The sequence below is a fragment of the Buttiauxella cochleicola genome (assembly GCF_021282435.1).
Lineage (GTDB): Bacteria > Pseudomonadota > Gammaproteobacteria > Enterobacterales > Enterobacteriaceae > Buttiauxella > Buttiauxella massiliensis.
In genome coordinates, this window is sequence record NZ_JAJSOT010000001.1 from 1,227,604 (window position 1) to 1,248,048 (window position 20,445).

At 52.2% G+C, this 20,445-nt stretch carries 19 protein-coding genes; 11 read left to right on the forward strand and 8 right to left on the reverse strand.

The window, feature by feature from the left end:
* Window positions 1–245: 245 nt before the first annotated feature.
* The 4 genes from efeB to putP all read right to left on the reverse strand — a co-directional run bounded on the left by efeB (window position 246) and on the right by putP (window position 5,199).
* Window positions 246–1,529: an iron uptake transporter deferrochelatase/peroxidase subunit gene (gene efeB / locus LVQ77_RS05670; RefSeq protein ID WP_232903897.1), complete on the reverse strand. Its 1,284-nt coding sequence runs from the start codon at window positions 1,527–1,529 to the stop codon at window positions 246–248.
* Between the two features lie 5 nt (window positions 1,530–1,534).
* Window positions 1,535–2,659, reverse strand: a complete 1,125-nt coding sequence (efeO, locus tag LVQ77_RS05675; RefSeq protein ID WP_232903898.1) for an iron uptake system protein EfeO — start codon at window positions 2,657–2,659, stop codon at window positions 1,535–1,537.
* 32 nt (window positions 2,660–2,691) lie between these two features.
* A complete protein-coding gene (gene efeU / locus LVQ77_RS05680; RefSeq protein WP_232866528.1) occupies window positions 2,692–3,525 on the reverse strand; it encodes an iron uptake transporter permease EfeU in 834 nt (277 codons plus the stop codon).
* Between the two features lie 165 nt (window positions 3,526–3,690).
* Window positions 3,691–5,199, reverse strand: a complete 1,509-nt coding sequence (gene putP / locus LVQ77_RS05685) for a sodium/proline symporter PutP (RefSeq protein WP_232866530.1) — start codon at window positions 5,197–5,199, stop codon at window positions 3,691–3,693.
* Between the two features lie 478 nt (window positions 5,200–5,677).
* Here putP and putA point away from each other — a divergent pair, with 478 nt between their 5' ends.
* Both putA and LVQ77_RS05695 read left to right on the forward strand, forming a co-directional pair.
* Window positions 5,678–9,637 carry a trifunctional transcriptional regulator/proline dehydrogenase/L-glutamate gamma-semialdehyde dehydrogenase gene (putA, locus tag LVQ77_RS05690; protein ID WP_232903899.1) on the forward strand — a complete coding sequence of 1,320 codons (3,960 nt, stop codon included), beginning with the start codon at window positions 5,678–5,680 and terminating at the stop codon, window positions 9,635–9,637.
* Between the two features lie 56 nt (window positions 9,638–9,693).
* Window positions 9,694–10,092 (forward strand): lysozyme inhibitor LprI family protein, encoded by a 399-nt coding sequence (locus LVQ77_RS05695; protein WP_232903900.1) that lies wholly within the window; start codon window positions 9,694–9,696, stop codon window positions 10,090–10,092.
* On the opposite strand, the gene rutR is transcribed toward LVQ77_RS05695, so the two are convergent.
* Window positions 10,089–10,733 (reverse strand): HTH-type transcriptional regulator RutR, encoded by a 645-nt coding sequence (gene rutR / locus LVQ77_RS05700; protein ID WP_232903901.1) that lies wholly within the window; start codon window positions 10,731–10,733, stop codon window positions 10,089–10,091. The genes LVQ77_RS05695 and rutR overlap by 4 nt on opposite strands.
* 375 nt (window positions 10,734–11,108) lie before the next feature.
* On the opposite strand from rutR, the gene rutA reads away from it, so the two are divergent.
* The 7 genes from rutA to rutG are packed head-to-tail and all read left to right on the forward strand — an operon-like array spanning window position 11,109 to window position 16,532.
* Window positions 11,109–12,200, forward strand: coding sequence for a pyrimidine utilization protein A (gene rutA / locus LVQ77_RS05705; protein ID WP_232903902.1), 1,092 nt, complete (start codon window positions 11,109–11,111; stop codon window positions 12,198–12,200).
* Window positions 12,200–12,898, forward strand: coding sequence for a pyrimidine utilization protein B (rutB, locus tag LVQ77_RS05710; RefSeq protein WP_232903903.1), 699 nt, complete (start codon window positions 12,200–12,202; stop codon window positions 12,896–12,898). The genes rutA and rutB overlap by 1 nt, the downstream gene beginning before the upstream one ends.
* 13 nt (window positions 12,899–12,911) lie before the next feature.
* On the forward strand, window positions 12,912–13,298 hold the full coding sequence (gene rutC / locus LVQ77_RS05715) for a pyrimidine utilization protein C (protein ID WP_151992658.1): 387 nt from the start codon (window positions 12,912–12,914) through the stop codon (window positions 13,296–13,298).
* A 3-nt stretch (window positions 13,299–13,301) separates the two neighbouring features.
* Window positions 13,302–14,102 carry a pyrimidine utilization protein D gene (gene rutD, locus LVQ77_RS05720; RefSeq protein ID WP_255666816.1) on the forward strand — a complete coding sequence of 267 codons (801 nt, stop codon included), beginning with the start codon at window positions 13,302–13,304 and terminating at the stop codon, window positions 14,100–14,102.
* Window positions 14,099–14,689: a malonic semialdehyde reductase gene (locus LVQ77_RS05725; protein WP_232903904.1), complete on the forward strand. Its 591-nt coding sequence runs from the start codon at window positions 14,099–14,101 to the stop codon at window positions 14,687–14,689. Before rutD ends, LVQ77_RS05725 begins: the two co-directional genes overlap by 4 nt.
* Window positions 14,690–14,699: 10 nt before the next feature.
* Window positions 14,700–15,188 (forward strand): NADH-dependent FMN reductase RutF, encoded by a 489-nt coding sequence (gene rutF / locus LVQ77_RS05730; RefSeq protein ID WP_232903905.1) that lies wholly within the window; start codon window positions 14,700–14,702, stop codon window positions 15,186–15,188.
* A gap of 27 nt (window positions 15,189–15,215) precedes the next feature.
* On the forward strand, window positions 15,216–16,532 hold the full coding sequence (gene rutG / locus LVQ77_RS05735) for a pyrimidine utilization transport protein G (RefSeq protein ID WP_232903906.1): 1,317 nt from the start codon (window positions 15,216–15,218) through the stop codon (window positions 16,530–16,532).
* A gap of 57 nt (window positions 16,533–16,589) precedes the next feature.
* Here rutG and LVQ77_RS05740 read toward each other — a convergent pair whose 3' ends face one another.
* Together LVQ77_RS05740 and LVQ77_RS05745 are read right to left on the reverse strand one after the other, a co-directional pair.
* Complete coding sequence (locus LVQ77_RS05740) at window positions 16,590–17,498, reverse strand: DMT family transporter (RefSeq protein ID WP_232903907.1); 909 nt, start codon at window positions 17,496–17,498, stop codon at window positions 16,590–16,592.
* 122 nt (window positions 17,499–17,620) lie between these two features.
* Window positions 17,621–17,797 (reverse strand): con-10 family general stress protein, encoded by a 177-nt coding sequence (locus LVQ77_RS05745; protein WP_034456279.1) that lies wholly within the window; start codon window positions 17,795–17,797, stop codon window positions 17,621–17,623.
* Window positions 17,798–18,167: 370 nt separating this feature from the next.
* On the opposite strand from LVQ77_RS05745, the gene wrbA reads away from it, so the two are divergent.
* Window positions 18,168–18,764, forward strand: a complete 597-nt coding sequence (gene wrbA / locus LVQ77_RS05750; RefSeq protein ID WP_232903908.1) for an NAD(P)H:quinone oxidoreductase — start codon at window positions 18,168–18,170, stop codon at window positions 18,762–18,764.
* Between the two features lie 18 nt (window positions 18,765–18,782).
* Window positions 18,783–19,010, forward strand: a complete 228-nt coding sequence (locus tag LVQ77_RS05755; protein ID WP_064517714.1) for a YccJ family protein — start codon at window positions 18,783–18,785, stop codon at window positions 19,008–19,010.
* A gap of 42 nt (window positions 19,011–19,052) precedes the next feature.
* Here LVQ77_RS05755 and agp read toward each other — a convergent pair whose 3' ends face one another.
* Complete coding sequence (gene agp, locus LVQ77_RS05760; RefSeq protein ID WP_232903909.1) at window positions 19,053–20,294, reverse strand: bifunctional glucose-1-phosphatase/inositol phosphatase; 1,242 nt, start codon at window positions 20,292–20,294, stop codon at window positions 19,053–19,055.
* Between the last annotated feature and the right edge of the window lie 151 nt (window positions 20,295–20,445).

Genomic DNA, 20,445 nt, shown 5'->3' on the forward strand with positions numbered 1-20,445 from the left:
TATCTAAATTGCAACTTTTATTTTACTTTAAATCAACATTCGCGTTTCGTCATTCGCTTATTAAATTTATGACATAAAAATATTACACTTTTATATCAATGATGTAGACATATAGAAATTGAATGAATACCTGGCAGGCAAATTGTTAGCAAAAGAAAAATTAGCAGGAGAAGAGAAAGTTAAGCATCCCCTTCTTATATAGAAGAAGGGGATGCTTAGGATGAAGTGATTTCGAGATTACAGAATCAAGCTTCCAGAAGCCCTTGCCCTAAATAGTGCTGCTTATCCACAACACCCGGCAATACAAAGAAGTACCCACCGCCAATCGGCTTCACGTACTCCTCCAGCGCTTCGCCGTTAAGACGTTGCTGCACAGCCAAAAAACCCTTCTCAAGGTCATGCTGGAAGCAGACAAATAACAATCCCATATCCAGTTGCCCGGACTTTGATACACCCAATGAATAGCTGTAACCACGGCGCATCATCAGGTTGGACTGCGTCTCTTTAGTGCGCGGGTTCGCCAGACGAATATGAGCATCCAGCGCAATCACATTACCATCAGGGTCTGCTGCATAGTCCGGCTCGTCGTGCTCATTCTTCATGCCAAGCGGCGCACCACTATGTTTGTCGCGGCCAAAAATAGTCTGCTGCTCTTTTAGCGGCGTTCGGTCCCAGGACTCAACATGGAACTGAATAATACGCACGGCCTTGTAGCTGCCGCCTACCGCCCATGCTGGCTCTTGCTGATCTGCCGTCACCCACACCACATCATTCATCAGCGGTTTGTCTGCGCTGTTAGGGTTCGCCGTACCGTCTTTGAATCCTAACAAATTGATAGGTGTCTCTTTGCCACGCGAACGCGCTGCGTGGTTGGAGATAAACCCTTCGCGCTTCCAACGCACGCTTAGCAGATCCGGCGTGTGTTTGATGATATCTCGCAAGGCATGGATAACCGTATCCGCTGTATTCGCGCAAATCTGGATCAGCAAATCACCATGACACAAGCTGGCATCCAACGAGTCATTAGCGAAGCGCTCCATCTTTTGCAGCTTTTTCGGCATCTGCCCTTTCAGCCCAAAGCGCTCATCAAACAACGATGCTCCCGCAGAGAGCGTAAAAGTCAGGTTATCCGGGTAAATCTGCGCACCAAGAATCCCTGAGTCCATCGGTGGCATCCGTGGATTAGGGGTATCCGGCGCAGGCCCACCCGTGGTGAGGAAATCGAAACGCGCAGACAGCAACTTGAATAAACGCTCAAGGTCAGCTTTATCACTGGCCAACACATCAAAGGCAACCAACATCATTGCAGCTTGCTGTGGCGTCAGTACACCAGCCTGATGCTCACCGTAAAACGGTTGTTTTTCCATGCGCGCATCTGGGGGTAATGTGCCAGGAGAAGTCTCTTGTTTCGCCGCATGAGCCACTGGGCATCCGCCCGCAACGGCAAGGGCGCCACCGAGCGCGCCCAAACCTTTCAGTAAGCGGCGGCGAGCCGGAATATGCCCGCCGTTTTTATTTTTATCTTCCATAAAAACTAGTCCAGACCCAGTACGCCACGCAGTTGTGACAAATCTTCTGCCAGCGCCGTTACCGGCCCTTTCAGCGCATTGCGGTGTGCATCGGTCAGTTTGTCATAAGTCTCGAAGCCGTCTTTAGTACGGTATTTAGCAAGAATGGTGTCCACTTTCTTGAAGTTGGCATCCACTTTTGCCAGCAATGGCGCGTTGTCTTTAGTCAGCAACGGGCGCAGCAAGTTAACAATTTTCTGTGCACCATCAACGTTTGCCTGGAAGTCCCACAGGTCAGTGTGGCTGTAGCGATCTTCTTCACCACTGATTTTGCTGGCCGCCACTTCTTCAATCAGGCCCGCAGCACCGCCGACAACTTTGCTTGGTGGGAATGCCAGTTCAGAAATACGTGTTTGCAGATCCAGCACGTCGCTGTTGAGCTGATCGGCATATTTTTCCATGCCTTTAGTGGAGTTATCACCAAACAGCGCTTTTTCCAGACGGTGGAAACCAGTGAATTTTGGATCATTGGCTTTCTGCTCGTAATCATCTTCGCGGGCATCAATGCTGCCGTCGAGATCCGAGAACAGTTCAGCAATAGGTTCGATGCGCTCGTAATGCTGGCGTGTTGGCGCATACAGAGATTTAGCTTTTTCGATATCGCCGGCTTTCACCGCGTCAGTAAAGGCTTTTGTGCCTTTAACCAATTCTGCAACTTCGGCAGTCACATAAGCTTTGTATTCGGTGATTGGCCCGGCCAATGCCATCAGGTCGTTTTTCGGTGCAGTCTGATCGCCCGCCGCTTTAACGATAAGCTTGCCCTTAGGGTTGCTTAGCAGGCCGCAGGTCATGTCGTATTCGCCCGCTTGCAGGTTGGCAGTCATTTTCTGCGAGAAACCTGGTGCGATGTTTTCACGCTCTTCAACCACCATCACCCCTTTCAGGATTTCCCACTCCAGCGCTTTCTGGCTGTTGTTCTGAATGATGAACTGAGTTTTACCGGCGTTAACCGTAATGTTCATCGGTTCGCACTGTTTATCAGTCACAGTGACTTTTACCTGAGGAACATCAGCGGCCTGTGCGGCAAATGCAGAAGATGCCAGCGCGAAAAGCGCGGCGTGCAAGGCTTTACGACGAAAGTGTGTAGTCATGGCCAATCCCTATCAAAATTAGTATGTTGTAACTAACGAATGTTATTTGTTGCCTGAACGCTCAAGCGAGGCGGCATAAAGAACAGCACCAGCACGGGGATCAGGTAGATAAAGTACATCGCCACTTCGCTGACGCTCGGCGCTTCCTGGTAACCGAAAATACCTTCGAGCAGCGTACCGGTCAGAGAATGAGTGGTAAGAACATTACTGAGGTCAAAAGCGATATCCTGGAAGTGATTCCAAAGTCCCGCTTCGTGGAAAGCACGTACTGCACCTGCTGCAAGCCCTGCGGCCACCAGCAGAATAAACAGGCTGGTCCATTTGAAGAACACGGCCAGGTTCAGACGAATACCGCCCCAGTAAAGTAAGAAACCAAGCACAATCGCGGTGCCCAGGCCAAGCATCGCACCGAGTGGTGGCATGATGCCCACGTCCTGCTGGAATGCTGCCAACAGAAAGAATACTGACTCCAGTCCTTCACGGGCGACAGCGAAGAACACCATTAAAATTAGCGCCCAACCGTGGTTGCCTTTACTGTGCAGCGCTTCGTCCACTTTCTGCTCGAGTTGCCCTTTCACATTGCGCGACACTTTGCGCATCCAGAACACCATCCACGTCAGGATGAAGACCGCGATGACTGCCACGATGCCTTCAAATAACTCCTGCTCTTTTTGCGGGAATTCACCAGTGGTTTCGTTGATAAAGATACCCAGCGCCAGGCACAGTGCAGCTGCCGCCACAACGCCAATCCACATGACGCCAATCCATTGGCCACGTTGAGTACGCTTCAGATAACTGGCAATCAGGCTAACAATCAGCGCGGCTTCCAGGCCTTCGCGTAACATAATGAGAAACGGGACAAACATTACTGACACCCCAACTGTGAACTCAGGTCAAATGGCGTAAAGAAAAGTAAACCATAACGATTGTGATTATCATTACCGCAAAAATAAACACAAGCAGAGAATTTGTATATTTGTGTACAGCTGTAAAAAAGGCCGCGATAAGCGGCCTTCGGAGGATGTTGTGAATTACTCAGGTTGTAATTTGCTCGGTGGTGCGGAGTGATAAATTTCGTCAGCTTGTTCGAAGCGTTTTTGCATGGTTGCACTTGGCGCTTTGCCAAGCAGGCTGACTGCAACAATACCGATGCTGCCGAAGATGAAACCTGGGATGATTTCATACAGGCCCAACCAACCGAACTGTTTCCAGACGATAACAGTCAGCGCACCGATGATCATCCCTGCCAGCGCGCCATTACGCGTCATGCGTGACCACATTACCGAGAACAGCACAACCGGGCCAAACGCGGCACCGAAGCCTGCCCACGCGTAACTGACCAGGCCAAGAACACGGTTTTCAGGGTTAGCCGCCAGTGCGATAGCAATCAATGCGACCAACAGCACCATAAAGCGCCCTACCCACACCAACTCTTTCTGCCCGGCGTCCTGGCGGAAGAAGGCTTTATATAAATCTTCAGTGATCGCACTGGAACAAACCAGCAACTGGCAGCTCAGAGTGGACATCACCGCCGCCAGAATGGCCGACAGCAAGATACCGGCAATCCATGGGTTGAACAGAAGCTGCGCCAGTTCAATGAACACACGCTCGCTATTCTGATTGACCGCACCCGCAAGCGCCGGGTTGTTGTTGAAATAAGCGATACCAAAGAAGCCTACAGCACACGCACCCGCCAGGCACAGAATCATCCACGTCATACTAATGCGACGTGCTTTAACAATTGTGTGATGCGAATCTGCCGCCATGAAGCGCGCAAGAATATGCGGCTGGCCGAAGTAACCCAGGCCCCAGCCCATTAGCGAAATAATCGCCACGAAGTTCAGACCTTTCAGCATGTCGACATTTTCGATACTTTTTTGCTTGATAACCGCCATCGAATCGTCAAATCCGCCAACCGCAATAACCACCATTACCGGTGTCAGGATCAGAGCAAAGATCATCAAACTCGCCTGTACGGTATCCGTCCAGCTTACTGCCAGGAACCCACCGACAAAGGTATAAATGATGGTTGCCGCGGCACCCGCCCAAAGTGCGGTTTCGTAACTCATGCCGAAGGTGCTTTCGAACAGACGCGCCCCGGCCACGATGCCAGATGCACAATAGATGGTGAAGAACAGCAGAATCACTAACGCGGAGATAATACGCAGCACACGGCTTTTATCTTCAAAACGCCCGGTGAAATAATCTGGCAGCGTCAGCGCATTGTTGTTCACCTCAGTGTGAACACGCAGGCGTCCGGCGACCAGTTTCCAGTTGATATATGCGCCAACCGTCAGGCCGATGGCAATCCAGCTTTCCGAAATACCGGAAAGGAAGATGGCACCCGGTAGGCCCATCAGCAGCCAGCCGCTCATGTCGGATGCGCCCGCTGATAATGCAGTAACCACACTACCCAGGCTGCGACCGCCCAGAATGTAGTCATCAAAGTTTTTCGTTGAACGCCAGGCGATAAACCCTATCAATATCATGCCAAAGATATAGATAAAGAAGGTCACCAGCATTGGTGTACTCATGTTCATGCAAGTTCTCCAGATTTTTTCCCCCGTCATCCTTCAAGCCGCAGATGCGTTGGCTGCATCCGCGCGCTCCAGTCACATAGTTAACTATGCTCCTGGAGACATACGGCCTGGCCGCCTTCCTGCAACTTGAATTATTTAGGGGGGTTAGTATTTTTTATTCACAAGCGTTTTAACACACTATTCACAATAAATTCACCGTACAAAAAATAGCTTTTTCCACCAGGTTGCACTCGCTCACGCTTTTCACGGTTGCACCCTTAGAAAGTGTTAACTCTGTCAGTAAATTCACCCTGTCTGCGAATAATTAGCCCGCTTGTTTTCTAATTCCAGATTTAACAATTCAATCTATTTCCCAGCTTGCTATCTGGCTCACATTTAACAAGGTTGCACAAAGTTGCAACATGATAGATATTGCCCGATAACTTTTATCAACCCTTCAATATTTACCCGAGTAATAACGGGTATGGGAGTTACTGGCATGGCCACCACCATGGGCGTAAAACTGGACGACGCGACCCGCGAGCGCATTAAAGACGCCGCTTCACGTATTGACCGCACACCACACTGGCTAATTAAACAGGCGATTTTTAATTATCTCGAACGCCTGGAAAATAACGATGAACTGCCAGAACTTCCGGCCATGCTGGCAGGTGCCGCGAATGAAAGCGAAGAATCTGCCCCGCATATTGAAGAAACACATCAGCCATTCCTTGATTTTGCAGAACAAATTCTTCCTCAGTCCGTTACTCGCGCAGCTATTACCGCAGCCTGGCGCCGACCGGAAACCGATGCGGTGCCGATGATTCTGGAACAGGCACGTTTGCCAGTGAATATTGCAGAAAAAACTCACAAACTGGCGTACCAACTCGCTGAAAAGCTTCGTAATCAGAAGAGCGCATCAGGCCGGGCGGGCATGGTACAAGGTTTGCTGCAAGAATTCTCACTTTCCTCACAAGAAGGTGTGGCGTTGATGTGTCTGGCTGAAGCGTTATTGCGCATCCCGGACAAAGCCACGCGCGATGCGTTAATCCGCGACAAAATCAGCAACGGCAACTGGCACTCGCATATTGGCCGTAGCCCATCACTGTTTGTGAACGCTGCCACCTGGGGTCTACTGTTTACCGGCAAACTGGTGTCCACACACAACGAGGCTAGTCTGTCGACATCCCTGAACCGCATCATCGGGAAAAGCGGTGAGCCATTAATCCGCAAAGGTGTGGATATGGCGATGCGCCTGATGGGCGAGCAGTTTGTGACCGGTGAAACCATTTCCGAAGCGTTAGCTAATGCCCGCAAACTGGAAGATAAAGGTTTCCGCTACTCCTACGATATGTTGGGTGAAGCAGCACTGACCGAAGCCGATGCACAGGCTTACATGGTTTCTTATCAGCAAGCGATTCACGCGATTGGTAAGGCCTCTAATGGGCGTGGCATTTACGAAGGCCCTGGCATTTCCATCAAGCTTTCCGCACTGCATCCGCGCTATAGCCGCGCGCAGTACGATCGCGTAATGGAAGAGTTGTACCCGCGTTTGAAATTCCTGACGTTGCTGGCCCGCCAGTATGATGTCGGCATCAACATTGACGCCGAAGAGGCCGATCGCCTGGAGATCTCACTCGATCTGCTGGAAAAACTCTGCTTCGAACCTGAGTTGGCCGGCTGGAACGGTATTGGTTTTGTGATTCAGGCGTACCAAAAACGCTGTCCGTTTGTGATTGATTACCTGGTGGATCTCGCCACCCGCAGCCGTCGCCGCCTGATGATTCGTCTGGTGAAAGGCGCGTACTGGGACAGTGAAATCAAACGTGCCCAGATGGATGGGCTGGAAGGCTACCCGGTTTATACCCGCAAGGTTTACACCGACATCTCTTATCTGGCCTGCGCGAAAAAACTGCTGGCAGTACCCAACCTGATTTACCCGCAGTTTGCGACACACAACGCCCATACGCTGGCAGCAATCTACAACCTGGCCGGGCAGAACTACTATCCGGGCCAGTATGAATTCCAGTGCCTGCACGGCATGGGTGAACCACTTTACGATCAAGTGGTGGGCAAAATTGCCGATGGCAAACTGAACCGCCCTTGCCGTATTTATGCACCTGTTGGTACCCATGAAACGCTACTGGCGTACCTGGTGCGCCGCCTGTTGGAAAATGGCGCGAACACCTCGTTTGTTAACCGTATTGCCGACAACACCTTGCCGCTAGATGAATTGGTTGCCGACCCGGTTACCGCCATTGAAGCTATCGCGGTTAAAGAAGGCCAACTCGGTCTGCCACATCCAAAAATCGCTGTACCGAAAGAGCTTTACGGCCCGAACCGCACCAACTCCAGCGGCCTGGACCTGGCGAACGAACATCGCCTCGCCTCCCTCTCCTCTGCCCTGCTTAACAGTGCGGCGCAAAAATGGCAGGCGCTGCCGATTCTGGAGAATGCCGTCGCACCAGGCGATATGGTGGCAGTGAAAAACCCAGCGGAACCGACAGATGTCGTTGGTTATACGCGTGAAGCCACGCGCGAAGAGGTTTCACAAGCACTCGTGAGTGCCGTTAACAATGCACCAATCTGGTTCGCCACCCCGCCACAAGAACGCGCCGCGATTCTTGAGCGAGCGGCCGTGATGATGGAAGGCCAGATGCAGAAGCTGATTGGCGTTCTGGTGCGTGAAGCCGGTAAAACCTTTAGCAACGCCATTGCCGAAGTGCGTGAAGCCGTGGATTTCCTGCACTACTACGCAGGCCAGGTACGCGATGATTTCGATAACGAAACACACCGCCCGCTCGGCCCGGTCGTTTGCATCAGCCCGTGGAACTTCCCTCTGGCTATCTTTACCGGGCAAATTGCTGCAGCCCTCGCAGCCGGTAACAGTGTGCTGGCAAAACCGGCTGAGCAAACCCCGCTGATTGCCGCCCTCGGTATCAATATTCTGCTGGAAGCCGGTGTACCTGCGGGCGTGCTGCAACTTCTGCCAGGCCGTGGTGAAACCGTGGGCGCACAGTTAACAGGCGATGCCCGTGTGCGTGGCGTGATGTTTACTGGTTCCACCGAAGTGGCTACTTTGCTGCAACGCAATATCGCCGACCGTCTTGATCCACAAGGTCGCCCGACGCCGCTGATTGCAGAAACCGGTGGTCTGAACGCAATGATCGTCGATTCTTCAGCGCTTACCGAACAAGTGGTGGTTGATGTGCTGGCCTCGGCCTTTGATAGCGCAGGCCAGCGTTGTTCCGCACTGCGCGTGTTGTGTATCCAGGAAGATGTCGCCGAGCATACGCTGCAAATGCTGCGCGGTGCGATGGCGGAATGCCGTATGGGCAACCCTGGTCGCTTAACCACAGACATCGGCCCGGTTATCGACGCAGAAGCCAAAGAGAATATCGAGAAGCATATTCAAACGCTGCGCAGCAAAGGCCGCAAAGTATTCCAGGCGGCTCGTGAAAACAGCGTGGATGCGAAAGAGTGGCAGAGCGGTACTTTCGTCGCACCTACATTGATTGAGCTGGAAAGCTTCGATGAGATGCAAAAAGAGGTGTTTGGCCCGGTGCTGCATGTGGTGCGTTATAACCGCAACAACCTGGAAACGCTGATTAACCAAATCAATGCGGCGGGATACGGTCTGACGCTTGGCGTACATACGCGTATTGACGAAACCATTGCCCAAGTTACAGGTTCCGCACACGTCGGTAATATGTACGTCAACCGCAATATGGTTGGCGCGGTCGTCGGTGTGCAGCCATTTGGTGGCGAAGGTTTATCGGGCACCGGCCCGAAAGCCGGTGGCCCACTGTATCTGTATCGCCTGCTGGCAAACCGCCCGGACAACGCGCTGCAAACTACCTTTAACCGCCAGGATGCTGAGCTACCGGTAGATTCCACGCTTAAAGCCAGCCTTCAGGAAGCTCATCAGGCTTTCGCACAATGGGCGGTAAAAAAAGGCGAATTGCCTGCTATCTGCGCACGCTTCGCGCAACTGGCACAAAGCGGCACGTTACGCCAGTTACCGGGGCCAACGGGTGAACGTAACACCTACGCCCTTATGCCGCGCGAGCGAGTGTTGTGTATCGCAGATAATGAGCAAGACGTACTGGTGCAACTAGCAGCAGTGACGAGCGTGGGCAGCCGTGCGCTATGGGCTGATGACAAACTCCATCGCGAACTGGCGAAAGCGCTACCGGATCTGGTACAGAAGCATATCGATTTCGCGAAAGAAGATTCGTTGCTGAGCCAGCCGTTTGATGCGGTGATTTACCACGGTGATTCCGACCAGTTACGCGCATTGTGTGAACAGGTAGCGGCGCGGGATGGGGCCATTGTTTCGGTGCAAGGCTTCGCACGCGGTGAAACTAACCTGTTGCTGGAGCGTTTATACGTTGAACGCTCACTGAGCGTGAATACTGCGGCAGCAGGTGGTAACGCCAGTTTGATGACAATCGGCTAAGTTTTCACTACGCTAAAAAGGCTCCTTTTTGGGAGCCTTTTCTTCGAGGAATAATGATGAAACGCGTTTGTTTACTGATAACGGGGTTGTTGTTGAGCGCCAATGCGCTGGCCGATAGTTGCGACTCGGCAACTTCACAAGCCGGGCTTAACGAGTGCGCCAGTAACGAATATAAAAAGCAGGATGATTTACTTAATCAGACTTACAAAGAGGCGATGAAACTCGCCACGGACACCCAGAAAACCCAGCTCAAAGCGGCGCAAAATGCGTGGATTGCATTTCGCGACGCCGACTGTGCATTCTTAACGTCTGGTGCTGACGGCGCATCCGTCGCACCGATGGTTCACGCGCAATGCATGACGGATAAAACCCGCGAACGCACTGAACTGCTAAAAAGCACGCTGCAATGCGAAGAAGGGGATGTCAGTTGTGTCTTCCATCCACAACAAAACTAACGCACTCGAATTCCTTCAATAATCATTCGCTGCACGTTTTCCACCGTGCGGCGGAAAAACGCCTCGTCCTGTAGATTGCTGCCCGCCACTGCTTCAACCTGGCTTGCGAAATCAGCGTAATGCTGAGTGGTTGCCCATAGCATAAAGATCAAATGATGCGGATCGACCGCCGCCAGTTTTCCGCTTTCAACCCAACCGGCAATGATTGCGGATTTATCATCAACCAGCGTTTTCAAATCTCCGCTCAACTCTTCTTTCAGCAGCGGAGCGCCTTGTAGCATTTCAAGGCAGAACAGCCGCGAAGCCTGCGGGTAATCGCGGGAAACTTCCAGTTTCAGCCGGATGTATTCGCCTATCGCTACCAGCGGCTGTAAATCCTCACGAAACGCACGCAAAGGGGCAAGCCAGATATCAAGGATCTGCTTAAGCACTGCAATATAGAGCGCTTCTTTAGAAGGGTAATAATAGAGAAGGTTTGTTTTTGACACTTCCGCACGCTCAGCTACCTGTTCGATGCTGGTGCCGTGAATGCCATATTGGGAGAAGAACTCCAGTCCTGCCGCCAGAATAGCCTGCTTTTTCGCCGCTACCGCTTTGGAACGCCGTCCGGTTTCTTTCGTTGCTGCCGCACCTTGTGCCATGCGCCCTCTCATCGTTCTGTTTTGCCCGACAGCATAGCAAAGACCACGTCAGAAGTGCGCGTTGTATGCACCCTGAACGCGCACGAACGCCTGTTTTTTGTGCACCAGTTTTGACCAAACAGTCTGGTTTCAATCACCCATAAACAGCAACCAATAAACAACACACTGATAACAAATGGCTTTCTTAACCTGGCATCAGGTTTGCAAAGACTGAAATGACAAATCTTTACCCATTAGCATTCGAGTTGCAGCAAGGCACCAAGGACGATTGTCCCCAGGAGCTTACTTGAGTAAGTGACTGGGGCGAGCGTTTGCAGCCAACGCCACTGCGGCTTGAAGGATGATGGGTATACCACCTGTGATGAGAGGCTTGCGATGAAAATTGGCGTATTCATTCCTATCGGTAACAACGGCTGGTTAATCTCCACGACTGCGCCGCAATACATGCCCACTTTTGAGCTCAATAAAGCGATTGTGCAAAAAGCGGAATACTACGATTTCGACTTTGCCCTCTCGATGATCAAGCTGCGTGGCTTTGGCGGAAAAACAGAATTCTGGGATCACAACCTGGAGTCTTTCAGCCTGATGGCGGGCCTTGCCGCGGTGACCACCAAAATTCAGATCTACGCCACTGCCGCCACGCTGACTTTACCGCCCGCCATTGTGGCCCGCATGGCATCAACCATTGACTCCATCGCGCCGGGGCGTTTTGGCGTCAATCTGGTGACCGGTTGGCAAAAACCAGAATACGAGCAAATGGGGATCTGGCCAGGGGACGAATATTTCGCTCGCCGCTATGACTACCTGTCTGAATACGCCACCGTGCTGCGCGATTTATGGGGAACCGGGCAAAGTGATTTAAAAGGCGAGTTCTTCACCATGAACGACTGCCGCTTAAGCCCGCGCCCTGCCCAACCAGTGAAAATGATCTGTGCCGGGCAAAGCGACGCGGGCATGGCGTTCTCCGCAGAATACGCCGACTACAACTTCTGCTTTGGCAAAGGTGTTAACACGCCAACCGCGTTTGCCCCCACTGCCGCACGCATGATGGAAGCGGCTGAGAAAACCGGGCGCGATGTCGGCTCTTACGTGCTGTTTATGATCATCGCCGATGAAAGCGACGAAGCCGCTCGCGCGAAATGGGAGCACTACAAAGCCGGGGCCGACGAAGAAGCCCTGGCGTGGCTAACCGAGCAAAGCCAGAAAGACACCCGTTCGGGCACTAATACCAACGTGCGGCAAATGGCCGACCCAACCTCAGCGGTGAATATCAATATGGGCACCCTGGTTGGCTCTTATGCCACCGTCGCCCGCTTGCTGGATGAAGTGGCTACCGTGCCGGGCGCTGAAGGTGTACTGCTTACCTTTGATGATTTCCTGAGTGGCATTGAAGCCTTTGGCGAAAAAATCCAGCCGCTGATGCAATCACGCGCGTACCTTTCCCCATCAACCCGCGAGGTGGCGTAATGAAAAACATCACCCTGGATGCTCGCCCGGAAGCCATTACTTTCGCACCTGAACAAACGGCACTGATTGTCGTGGATATGCAAAACGCTTATGCAAGCAAAGGTGGCTATCTCGATCTTGCCGGGTTTGATGTTTCGGCAACTAAGCCGGTTATCGAAAACATTAAAACCGCCGTTGCCGCTGCGCGTGAAGCGGGGATGTTGATCGTCTGGTTCCAGAACGGTTGGGATAGCGATTACGTCGAAGCAGGCGGTCCAGGCTCGCCAAACTTCCATAAATCCAATGCATTGAAAACCATGCGCAAGCAGCCGGAATTACAGGGCACGCTATTGGCAAAAGGCGGTTGGGACTACCAACTGGTGGACGAACTGGTGCCACAGGCAGGTGACATCGTTTTGCCCAAGCCACGTTACAGCGGCTTCTTTAACACGCAACTCGACAGCATCTTGCGTTCGCGCGGTATTCGCCACCTGGTGTTTACCGGCATTGCGACTAACGTCTGCGTGGAGTCGACGCTGCGCGACGGGTTTTTCCTTGAGTATTTCGGCGTGGTGCTTACCGATGCCACCCATCAGGCCGGGCCTGCTTTTGTGCAGCAAGCTGCCTTATTCAATATCGAAACCTTCTTTGGTTGGGTAAGCGACGTCGGCACATTTTGCCAGGCGTTGCAGCCACAATCTTTCGCCCGCATTGCCTGATAAGGAATAACCCATGCCGAAATCCGTAATCATTCCGCCAGGAACCACAACGCCTATCGCTCCGTTTGTGCCAGGCACCCTCGCCGATGGCGTAGTGTATGTCTCCGGTACGTTGCCGTTCGATAAACAAAACAATGTGGTGTATGTCGGCGACGCTAAAGCCCAGACGCGCCATGTGCTGGAAACCATTAAGTCGGTGATTGAAACCGCAGGTGGCACCATGGATGACGTGACCTTTAATCAGATTTTTATTACCGACTGGACAAACTACGCCGCCATCAACGAAGTGTATGCCGAGTTTTTCCCAGGTGATAAGCCTGCACGGTTCTGCATTCAGTGTGGTCTGGTCAAACCGGATGCGTTGGTCGAAATCGCAAGCATCGCGCACATCGGGAAATAGCTTATGCAGATTGAGCTGACTCAAGCGCCCTTCCCCAACGCCCCGGTCTTGCTGCTAATAGCCGGGATCGGTGGCATGGGCAGCTACTGGCTGCCACAACGTGCGGCACTGGCTGAACATTATCAACTGGTGGTTTATGACCAGCGCGGCACCGGTGTGAATAAGCAACCGCTGCCCAATGATTATTGCCTGTCTGATATGGCGCAGGAAATTCACACCGCCATGCTGCAACAGGGCATCACGCATTACAGCGTGCTTGGACACGCCCTGGGTGGCCTGGTCGCAATGCAGCTGGCGCTGGATTATCCCGCAGCCATCGACAAGCTGGCGATAATCAACGGCTGGTTGCAGCTCAACGCCCATACCCGGCGCTGCTTTGCGGTACGTGAAACGCTGTTGCAAGCTAGCGGCCCCGCTGCTTATTTGCAGGCGCAACCGCTGTTTCTCTACCCGGCAGACTGGATGGCCGCCAACCAGCCGCGCCTTGAAGCCGAAGAAGCGATGCATAACGCGCACTTTCAAGGGCAGGAGAATCTCACTCGCCGCCTGAATGCGTTAAAGGCCGCTGACTTTCACGCCACCGCCGCCCGCATCCACCAACCGGTGGTGGTGATTTGTTCCCGTGACGATCTGCTGGTGCCGTGGAGTTGCTCTGAAGAACTGCATGATGCACTACCTGACAGCCAGCTTGAAATCATGCCGTGGGGCGGGCACGCCTGCAACGTCACCGCGGCCAGTGATTTTAACCAGCGACTACTGAGTTTGCTGGAAACCGAACCTGCTTATCACAAGGAAATTGTATGAGTCATGCTATTACTTCCGAAGCGCTGGAAACCTTATTTACTGGCGCGCATACCCATAGCGTCTGGCTGGATAAACCAGTGAGTGATGAACAAATTGCTGAGATTTATAACCTGCTACGCCTTGGCCCAACATCAGCCAACTGTTCGCCTGCCCGCTTTTTGTTTGTGCGCAGTACTGAAGCGAAAGCGCGCCTGAAACCCACTCTTTCTGCGGGCAATGTCGAGAAAACCATGACCGCCCCGGTTACCGCGATTGTGGCCTGGGACCCGGTATTCTTTGAGCAACTACCCAAATTGTTCCCTTACGCCGATGCCCGCGCCTGGTTTACCTCAAGCCCGGAACTGGCGCAGGAGACCGCCTTTCGCAACAGCTCGATGCAAGCGGCGTATCTGATTTCTACCTGCCGGGCACTCGGTTTAGATACCGGACCAATGTCCGGCTTTGACCCAGAAAAAGTGGATGCCGAGTTTTTTGGTACAAGCGGCTGGAAAAGTAATTTGCTGGTTAATATTGGCTACGGTGATCCGGCGAAAACCCATTCACGCTTGCCACGTTTAGCGTTTGAAGAAGCATGTATTCTCGCCTGAGGAGTTAAAGATGATCGAAAAACAAGCCTTTCGCGATGCGATGTCATGCCTTGGCGCTGCGGTGAATATTGTCACCACCGATGGTCCTGCCGGACGTGCTGGGTTTACCGCCTCGGCGGTATGTAGCGTAACGGATGAGCCACCAACATTGCTGGTTTGCCTGAATCGTAGCGCTTCCGTGTGGCCAATTTTTAGCCGCAATCAGGCGCTGTGCGTCAACACGCTGGCGGCCGGGCATGAAGATCTTTCGAATTTATTTGGTGGGAAGACGGCGATGAGCGAACGCTTTTCAGCTGCCCGCTGGCGGCACGGTGTAACCGGCTGCCCGCAACTGGAAGGCGCACTCGTATCGTTCGACTGCCGCATTAGCCAGGTCGTCAGTGTAGGTACACATGACATTTTATTTTGTGAATTAGTCGCCCTTGAACGTAACGACGATACCCATGGCCTGGTGTGGTTTGACCGTGGCTACCATCAACTGATGCGGCCTGCCTGTTAGCCGACACGATATCTGCTGGAGATGAATATGGCGAATACCTGGTTTCCACAATGGCGTAAAAAAACTGCGGTAGAAGGTGGTGTGGTGGCTCCGGACGAAACGCTGCCGCTGGGCCAGACGCTGGTGATGGGGGTGCAACATGCGGTAGCGATGTTTGGCGCCACGGTGCTGATGCCGCTACTGATGGGGCTTGACCCGAATCTGTCGATATTGATGTCGGGTATTGGGACATTGCTGTTCTTTATCGTGACTGGCGGACGGGTGCCGAGTTATTTAGGCTCAAGTGCTGCGTTTGTTGGTGTGGTGATAGCCGTTACTGGTTTTAACGGGCAAGGGCTGAACCCGCATTTGAGCGTAGCGCTCGGCGGAATTATCGCCTGCGGCCTGGTATATACGCTGATTGGTTTTGTGGTGATGAAAGCTGGAACAGCCTGGATTGAGCGTTTAATGCCACCAGTCGTGACCGGTGCGGTGGTGATGGCGATCGGCCTTAATCTCGCGCCAATTGCGGTGCGCGGCGTTTCAGCCAGCAGTTTTGATAGCTGGATGGCAGTCATGACGGTGTTGTGTATCGGGCTGGTCGCAGTGTTTACCCGCGGCATGATTCAACGCTTGCTGATTCTCATTGGCTTGATTCTCGCCTGCGCCATTTATGCGGTTCTGGCGAATGGGTTTGGCTTTGGCAAACCGGTCGATTTCGCCCTGCTAAGTTCAGCCGCCTGGTTTGGCATTCCGCAAATCACTTCCCCGACATTTAACGCGCAGGCGATGATGTTGATTGCCCCCGTTGCGGTGATTCTGGTGGCTGAAAACCTTGGGCACCTGAAAGCCGTCGCCGGGATGACGGGCAAAAATATGGACCCGTACATCGGCAAAGCCTTTGTTGGCGATGGACTTGCAACGATGCTTTCAGGTTCCGTTGGCGGCAGCGGTGTCACGACCTATGCCGAGAATATCGGCGTGATGGCAGTAACCAAAGTCTATTCAACGTTGGTATTTGTGGCGGCATCCGGGATCGCGATGCTTTTGGGATTTTCACCTAAATTTGGCGCCTTGATTCATACCATTCCTGCCCCGGTTATCGGCGGGGCCTCTATTGTGGTGTTTGGTTTGATTGCCGTGGCAGGCGCACGCATTTGGGTGCAACACAATGTTGATTTAAGCCAGAACGGCAACCTGATTATGGTGGCGGTAACCCTGGTTTTAGGCGCGGGGGATTTCGCCTTAACACTGGGTGGCTTCACGCTTGGCGGCATTGGCACGGCAACGTTCGGCGCGATTATATTGAACGCTATTCTGAGCCGACGCCCGGTTGTTATAGGCCAAAGTACCGTCATTCCGTAGGCCGGATAAGCGAAGCGTCATCCGGCACAATTGCTGGAGTGGGTGGATGGCGCTACCCTACAAAGCTGATAATGATGTTTCTTTCTTCTTACGTTTAAGCTTCAACTCACTTACCAGAACGCCCAACACAATTAACGCGCCGCCAAGCAGAGCTAACACAGGTAAGCGTTCCCCGGCTATACGCCCGAAAATCCCTGCCCACACCGGCTCGCCAGTGTAAATTACCGTAGCACGGGTTGGTGAAACGCTGCGTTGCGCCCAGTTCATCGTCACCTGAATAATGGCGCTGAAAATGCCTAGCCCTAATGCAATCACCAGCAAACCGGGGGTAAACGATGGCACGCTTTCCCCGGCAGGTATCATGGTGGCAAAAGCCACAATCGAGGCGGTAGCGAGCTGGACAATGGTGACACGCTTAATATCCACTTTGCCCGCCCAGGCGCTGATGAGGATAATTTCTGCGGCAATCGCCAGAGCGCTTATCAGCGTGATAATTTCGCCCGCGCCGAGTGTGAGTGAGGTATTTTCCGGCCCGGCAAGGAAGACCAAGCCAATAAATGCCAGCACCACACCCACCCAGGACATCACCCCCGGCATTTTACCAAGGCATATCCATTGCAGCACAGGCACCAGCGGGACATACATCGCCGTGATAAACGCTGATTTACTGCTGGGAATAGTCTGCAAACCCCAGGTTTGCATGCTGTAACCGATGGCAATAGAAATCCCGATAAATACACCGGCCTTCACTTCAAGCCAGGTCAGGCCACGCAGCGATTTTATTGACAGCAACCCAACGGCTAACGCGGCCGTCGCGAAACGTAAACCAACAAAAAAGAATGGCCCGCTCATGGTCATCGCATATTGTACAGCAAGGAAAGTCCCACCCCAGAACATGGTGATGAGGATCAGAATCGCTTCTTGAGGTTTGACGGATAGTTGATAACGACGAAGTAAGGCAGACATGACATGACCTGGACGAGATAAGCAAGCCGGATAGTGTGCGATGAGGTGCAGAGCCATGCAATGGGGGAGTCAAAATAAAACCGCCGGTAAAAACCGGCGGTTGGGGTTAGTCTGGCGAGTGACTACTTACTACTGCCTTTGCCGTGACTATTTTTGCCCCCTTTTTGGCCTGCTTCTGAGGCGCGCTGCGGGTCATTCTTGAAATTCCCGCCACTATGCTGGCCACCTTTACGACCTGCTTCTGATGCTCTTTCACGGTCTTCAGCGAAATTACCTGAACCACCACGATGGTTTGCCATTTCTAACCTCCGGATTGGTGAAATAGTTAAGTCATCATATTGCATTCAGTCAAAGAAGATTCTTTCACCGCGCAGCTTAAGTACCGCTACGTGGAACTAAGCTTAGTGCAGTCAGGGCAATTGACCAGTTAACCGTAATATCTTGCAACATGTAATCGCCAAAATGGGTGATTTCTTTGCCGCTTAATCCATAAGACTTTCTTATTTTTAATGAAATAGTCACCTAATGAAAATGTGACGTAATTTTACGGAAATAGGCCCCCTCTTGTGCAAAATCAAGGAAACAGCTCTCCAGGTTGCACTCTGGGCCACAGCACATATCTTTAGAGGAGTGCAGCAACTCGCTGCGTCACAGTAGGAGTGAAGCGAAATGGCTAAAGTTCTGGTGCTTTATTACTCAATGTACGGACACATCGAAACCATGGCACGTGCTGTGGCAGAGGGTGCACAGAAAGTAGATGGCGTGGAAGTGACGGTGAAGCGAGTCCCGGAAACCATGTCAGGTGAAGCTTTCTTAAAAGCCGGGGGGAAGACGCAAAATACCCCGCAAGCCACACCGCAAGAGCTTGCCGATTATGACGCTATTATTTTTGGCACTCCCACTCGCTTTGGCAACATGGCCGGTCAGATGCGCACATTCCTCGATCAAACTGGCGGCTTATGGGCATCGGGCGTTTTGCACGGCAAACTTGCCAGCGTATTTAGCTCGACAGGCACCGGCGGTGGCCAGGAACACACAATCTCCTCAACCTGGACAACTCTTGCTCACCACGGGATGGTCATTGTTCCCATCGGCTATGCTGCGCAAGAATTGTTTGATGTCTCTCAGGTTCGCGGCGGGACGCCGTACGGTGCAACAACAATTGCCGGAGCTGATGGTTCGCGTCAGCCAAGCCAGGAAGAGCTTTCCATTGCTCGCTATCAAGGTGAACACGTAGCGGGCCTTGCCGTTAAACTACATGGTTAAATAATTCTGGAGGAGTACATGCAGAATCAACAATCAAAAGTTCATCACGTAGGTGAATGGGCGAGTTTACGTAACACCTCTCCTGAAATCGCTGAGGCTATTTTTGAAGTGGCTAAATACGACGAAAAAATGGCGGAGAAAATTTGGGAAGATGGCAACGATGAGGTACTGGCGTTGGCATTTGAAAAAACAGATAAAGATTCGCTATTTTGGGGCGAACAGACTATAGAACGCAGAAACGTTTAGTCTGCACCGACCTCCCCCGCATCAGGCGGGGGAGACAGTCACTTACTTCACGCTCTGCGCCAATACTTGCGTAAATTTATCCCGCGGACAAAAACCATTAGCATCAGTTGGACAACCATTAAGCTGAAGCGTAACCCGCTGCGGTGGCTGTTGTAGACTTAGCACATCAGCTTTACGCAGTTGTTCCGCGCTTTGATAAACGTATTCCACCTTCATCAATTCACGATTGTTATTCGCATCATGCCAGCGCTGGAACATAATTTTCCCGCCAATTGGCGTGCGTTCATACTGTTCAGGCAACTGATAAGGTTTGAAATCCAATGCCGTCAAAAGCGATGCAATATTGGAGTCATGCCCCACCAGCAAAGTGATTTTTGGCCCTTTATTATTACTGCCCGCCAACGCTTTCTGAATATATTTAATCAGCGGTGCCGCCACATTCTGAGCAACCTGTGGTGAGGTGAATAATGTATCCTGATAGCCATTTTTCAGCTGCGATAACACTTTCCACTGCTGATCCGTTTTGATTTGCCCCCAGGCAACTTGATCCAGTGGGAACCCTTCGTAATATTGCAATGTGAACGCATCGACCAGCGAGTTCCCCACTTTTAGTGGGCCGCTCACTCCCGGCTCCTCTGTGGCATTAGCAGTGAATTTATCTTTTTCCGCCGTGAGATCGCACTGCTGCTTTTCTTTACAGCTTGGTGAGTCTTTAAAAGCAACTATCTGCTCAAGCAACTGATAGCTGTCGCCCAGTTTGTATTGCTCGCGCTGGGTTTCCATCGCCTTCACAGCTGCTTGTTGAAACTCAGGTGAACCATTGGTGATCACCGGATTAAACGTTGGGTCCATCGTACCCATTTTCTCCTGGTGATGGACAGGCACATCACAACCAGGGAACGCACCAGTGATAAAGAACTGTGCTGTGGCAACGGTGCGTTGCAAACTGTTCGCGTAGGCATAAATGCTTTGTGGCGTTGGGCATTCACCGCTGGTCACCAACCCCTGCTCCGCAAACCATTCACGCAAATAATGGCCCATATACACTTCCAACACACCACCTTTGGTGGTGAGTTGGCCACCTGGCACATCCCACTCCGGCCATGATTGCGCCGTCGACTGTTCCAGTACGCTGCCATTATTGGCAAGAGGCGCACGCAGATTATGACGACTCATTAGTAAAACCTGTTGAAGCTGGTAACCCTGTGGTTCTGTTTCGGCTTGAGCCAACGCAGGAGCGAAGTAAGCCATTGCCAGTAATGCCGCGATCGTTTTTTTATTCATCTCTTCATCCTCAAGATGTTATTGCACAAAAGTGCCGCATTCAGTTTGGCAGAAAAAACTGACACCGCCTTCCGGGCCGCTCGCAAAACGGTGAGATGAAGGAAAACTACTCAATCCCGGCGGGAGGTTTTATAATAAAACTAATAAAGGC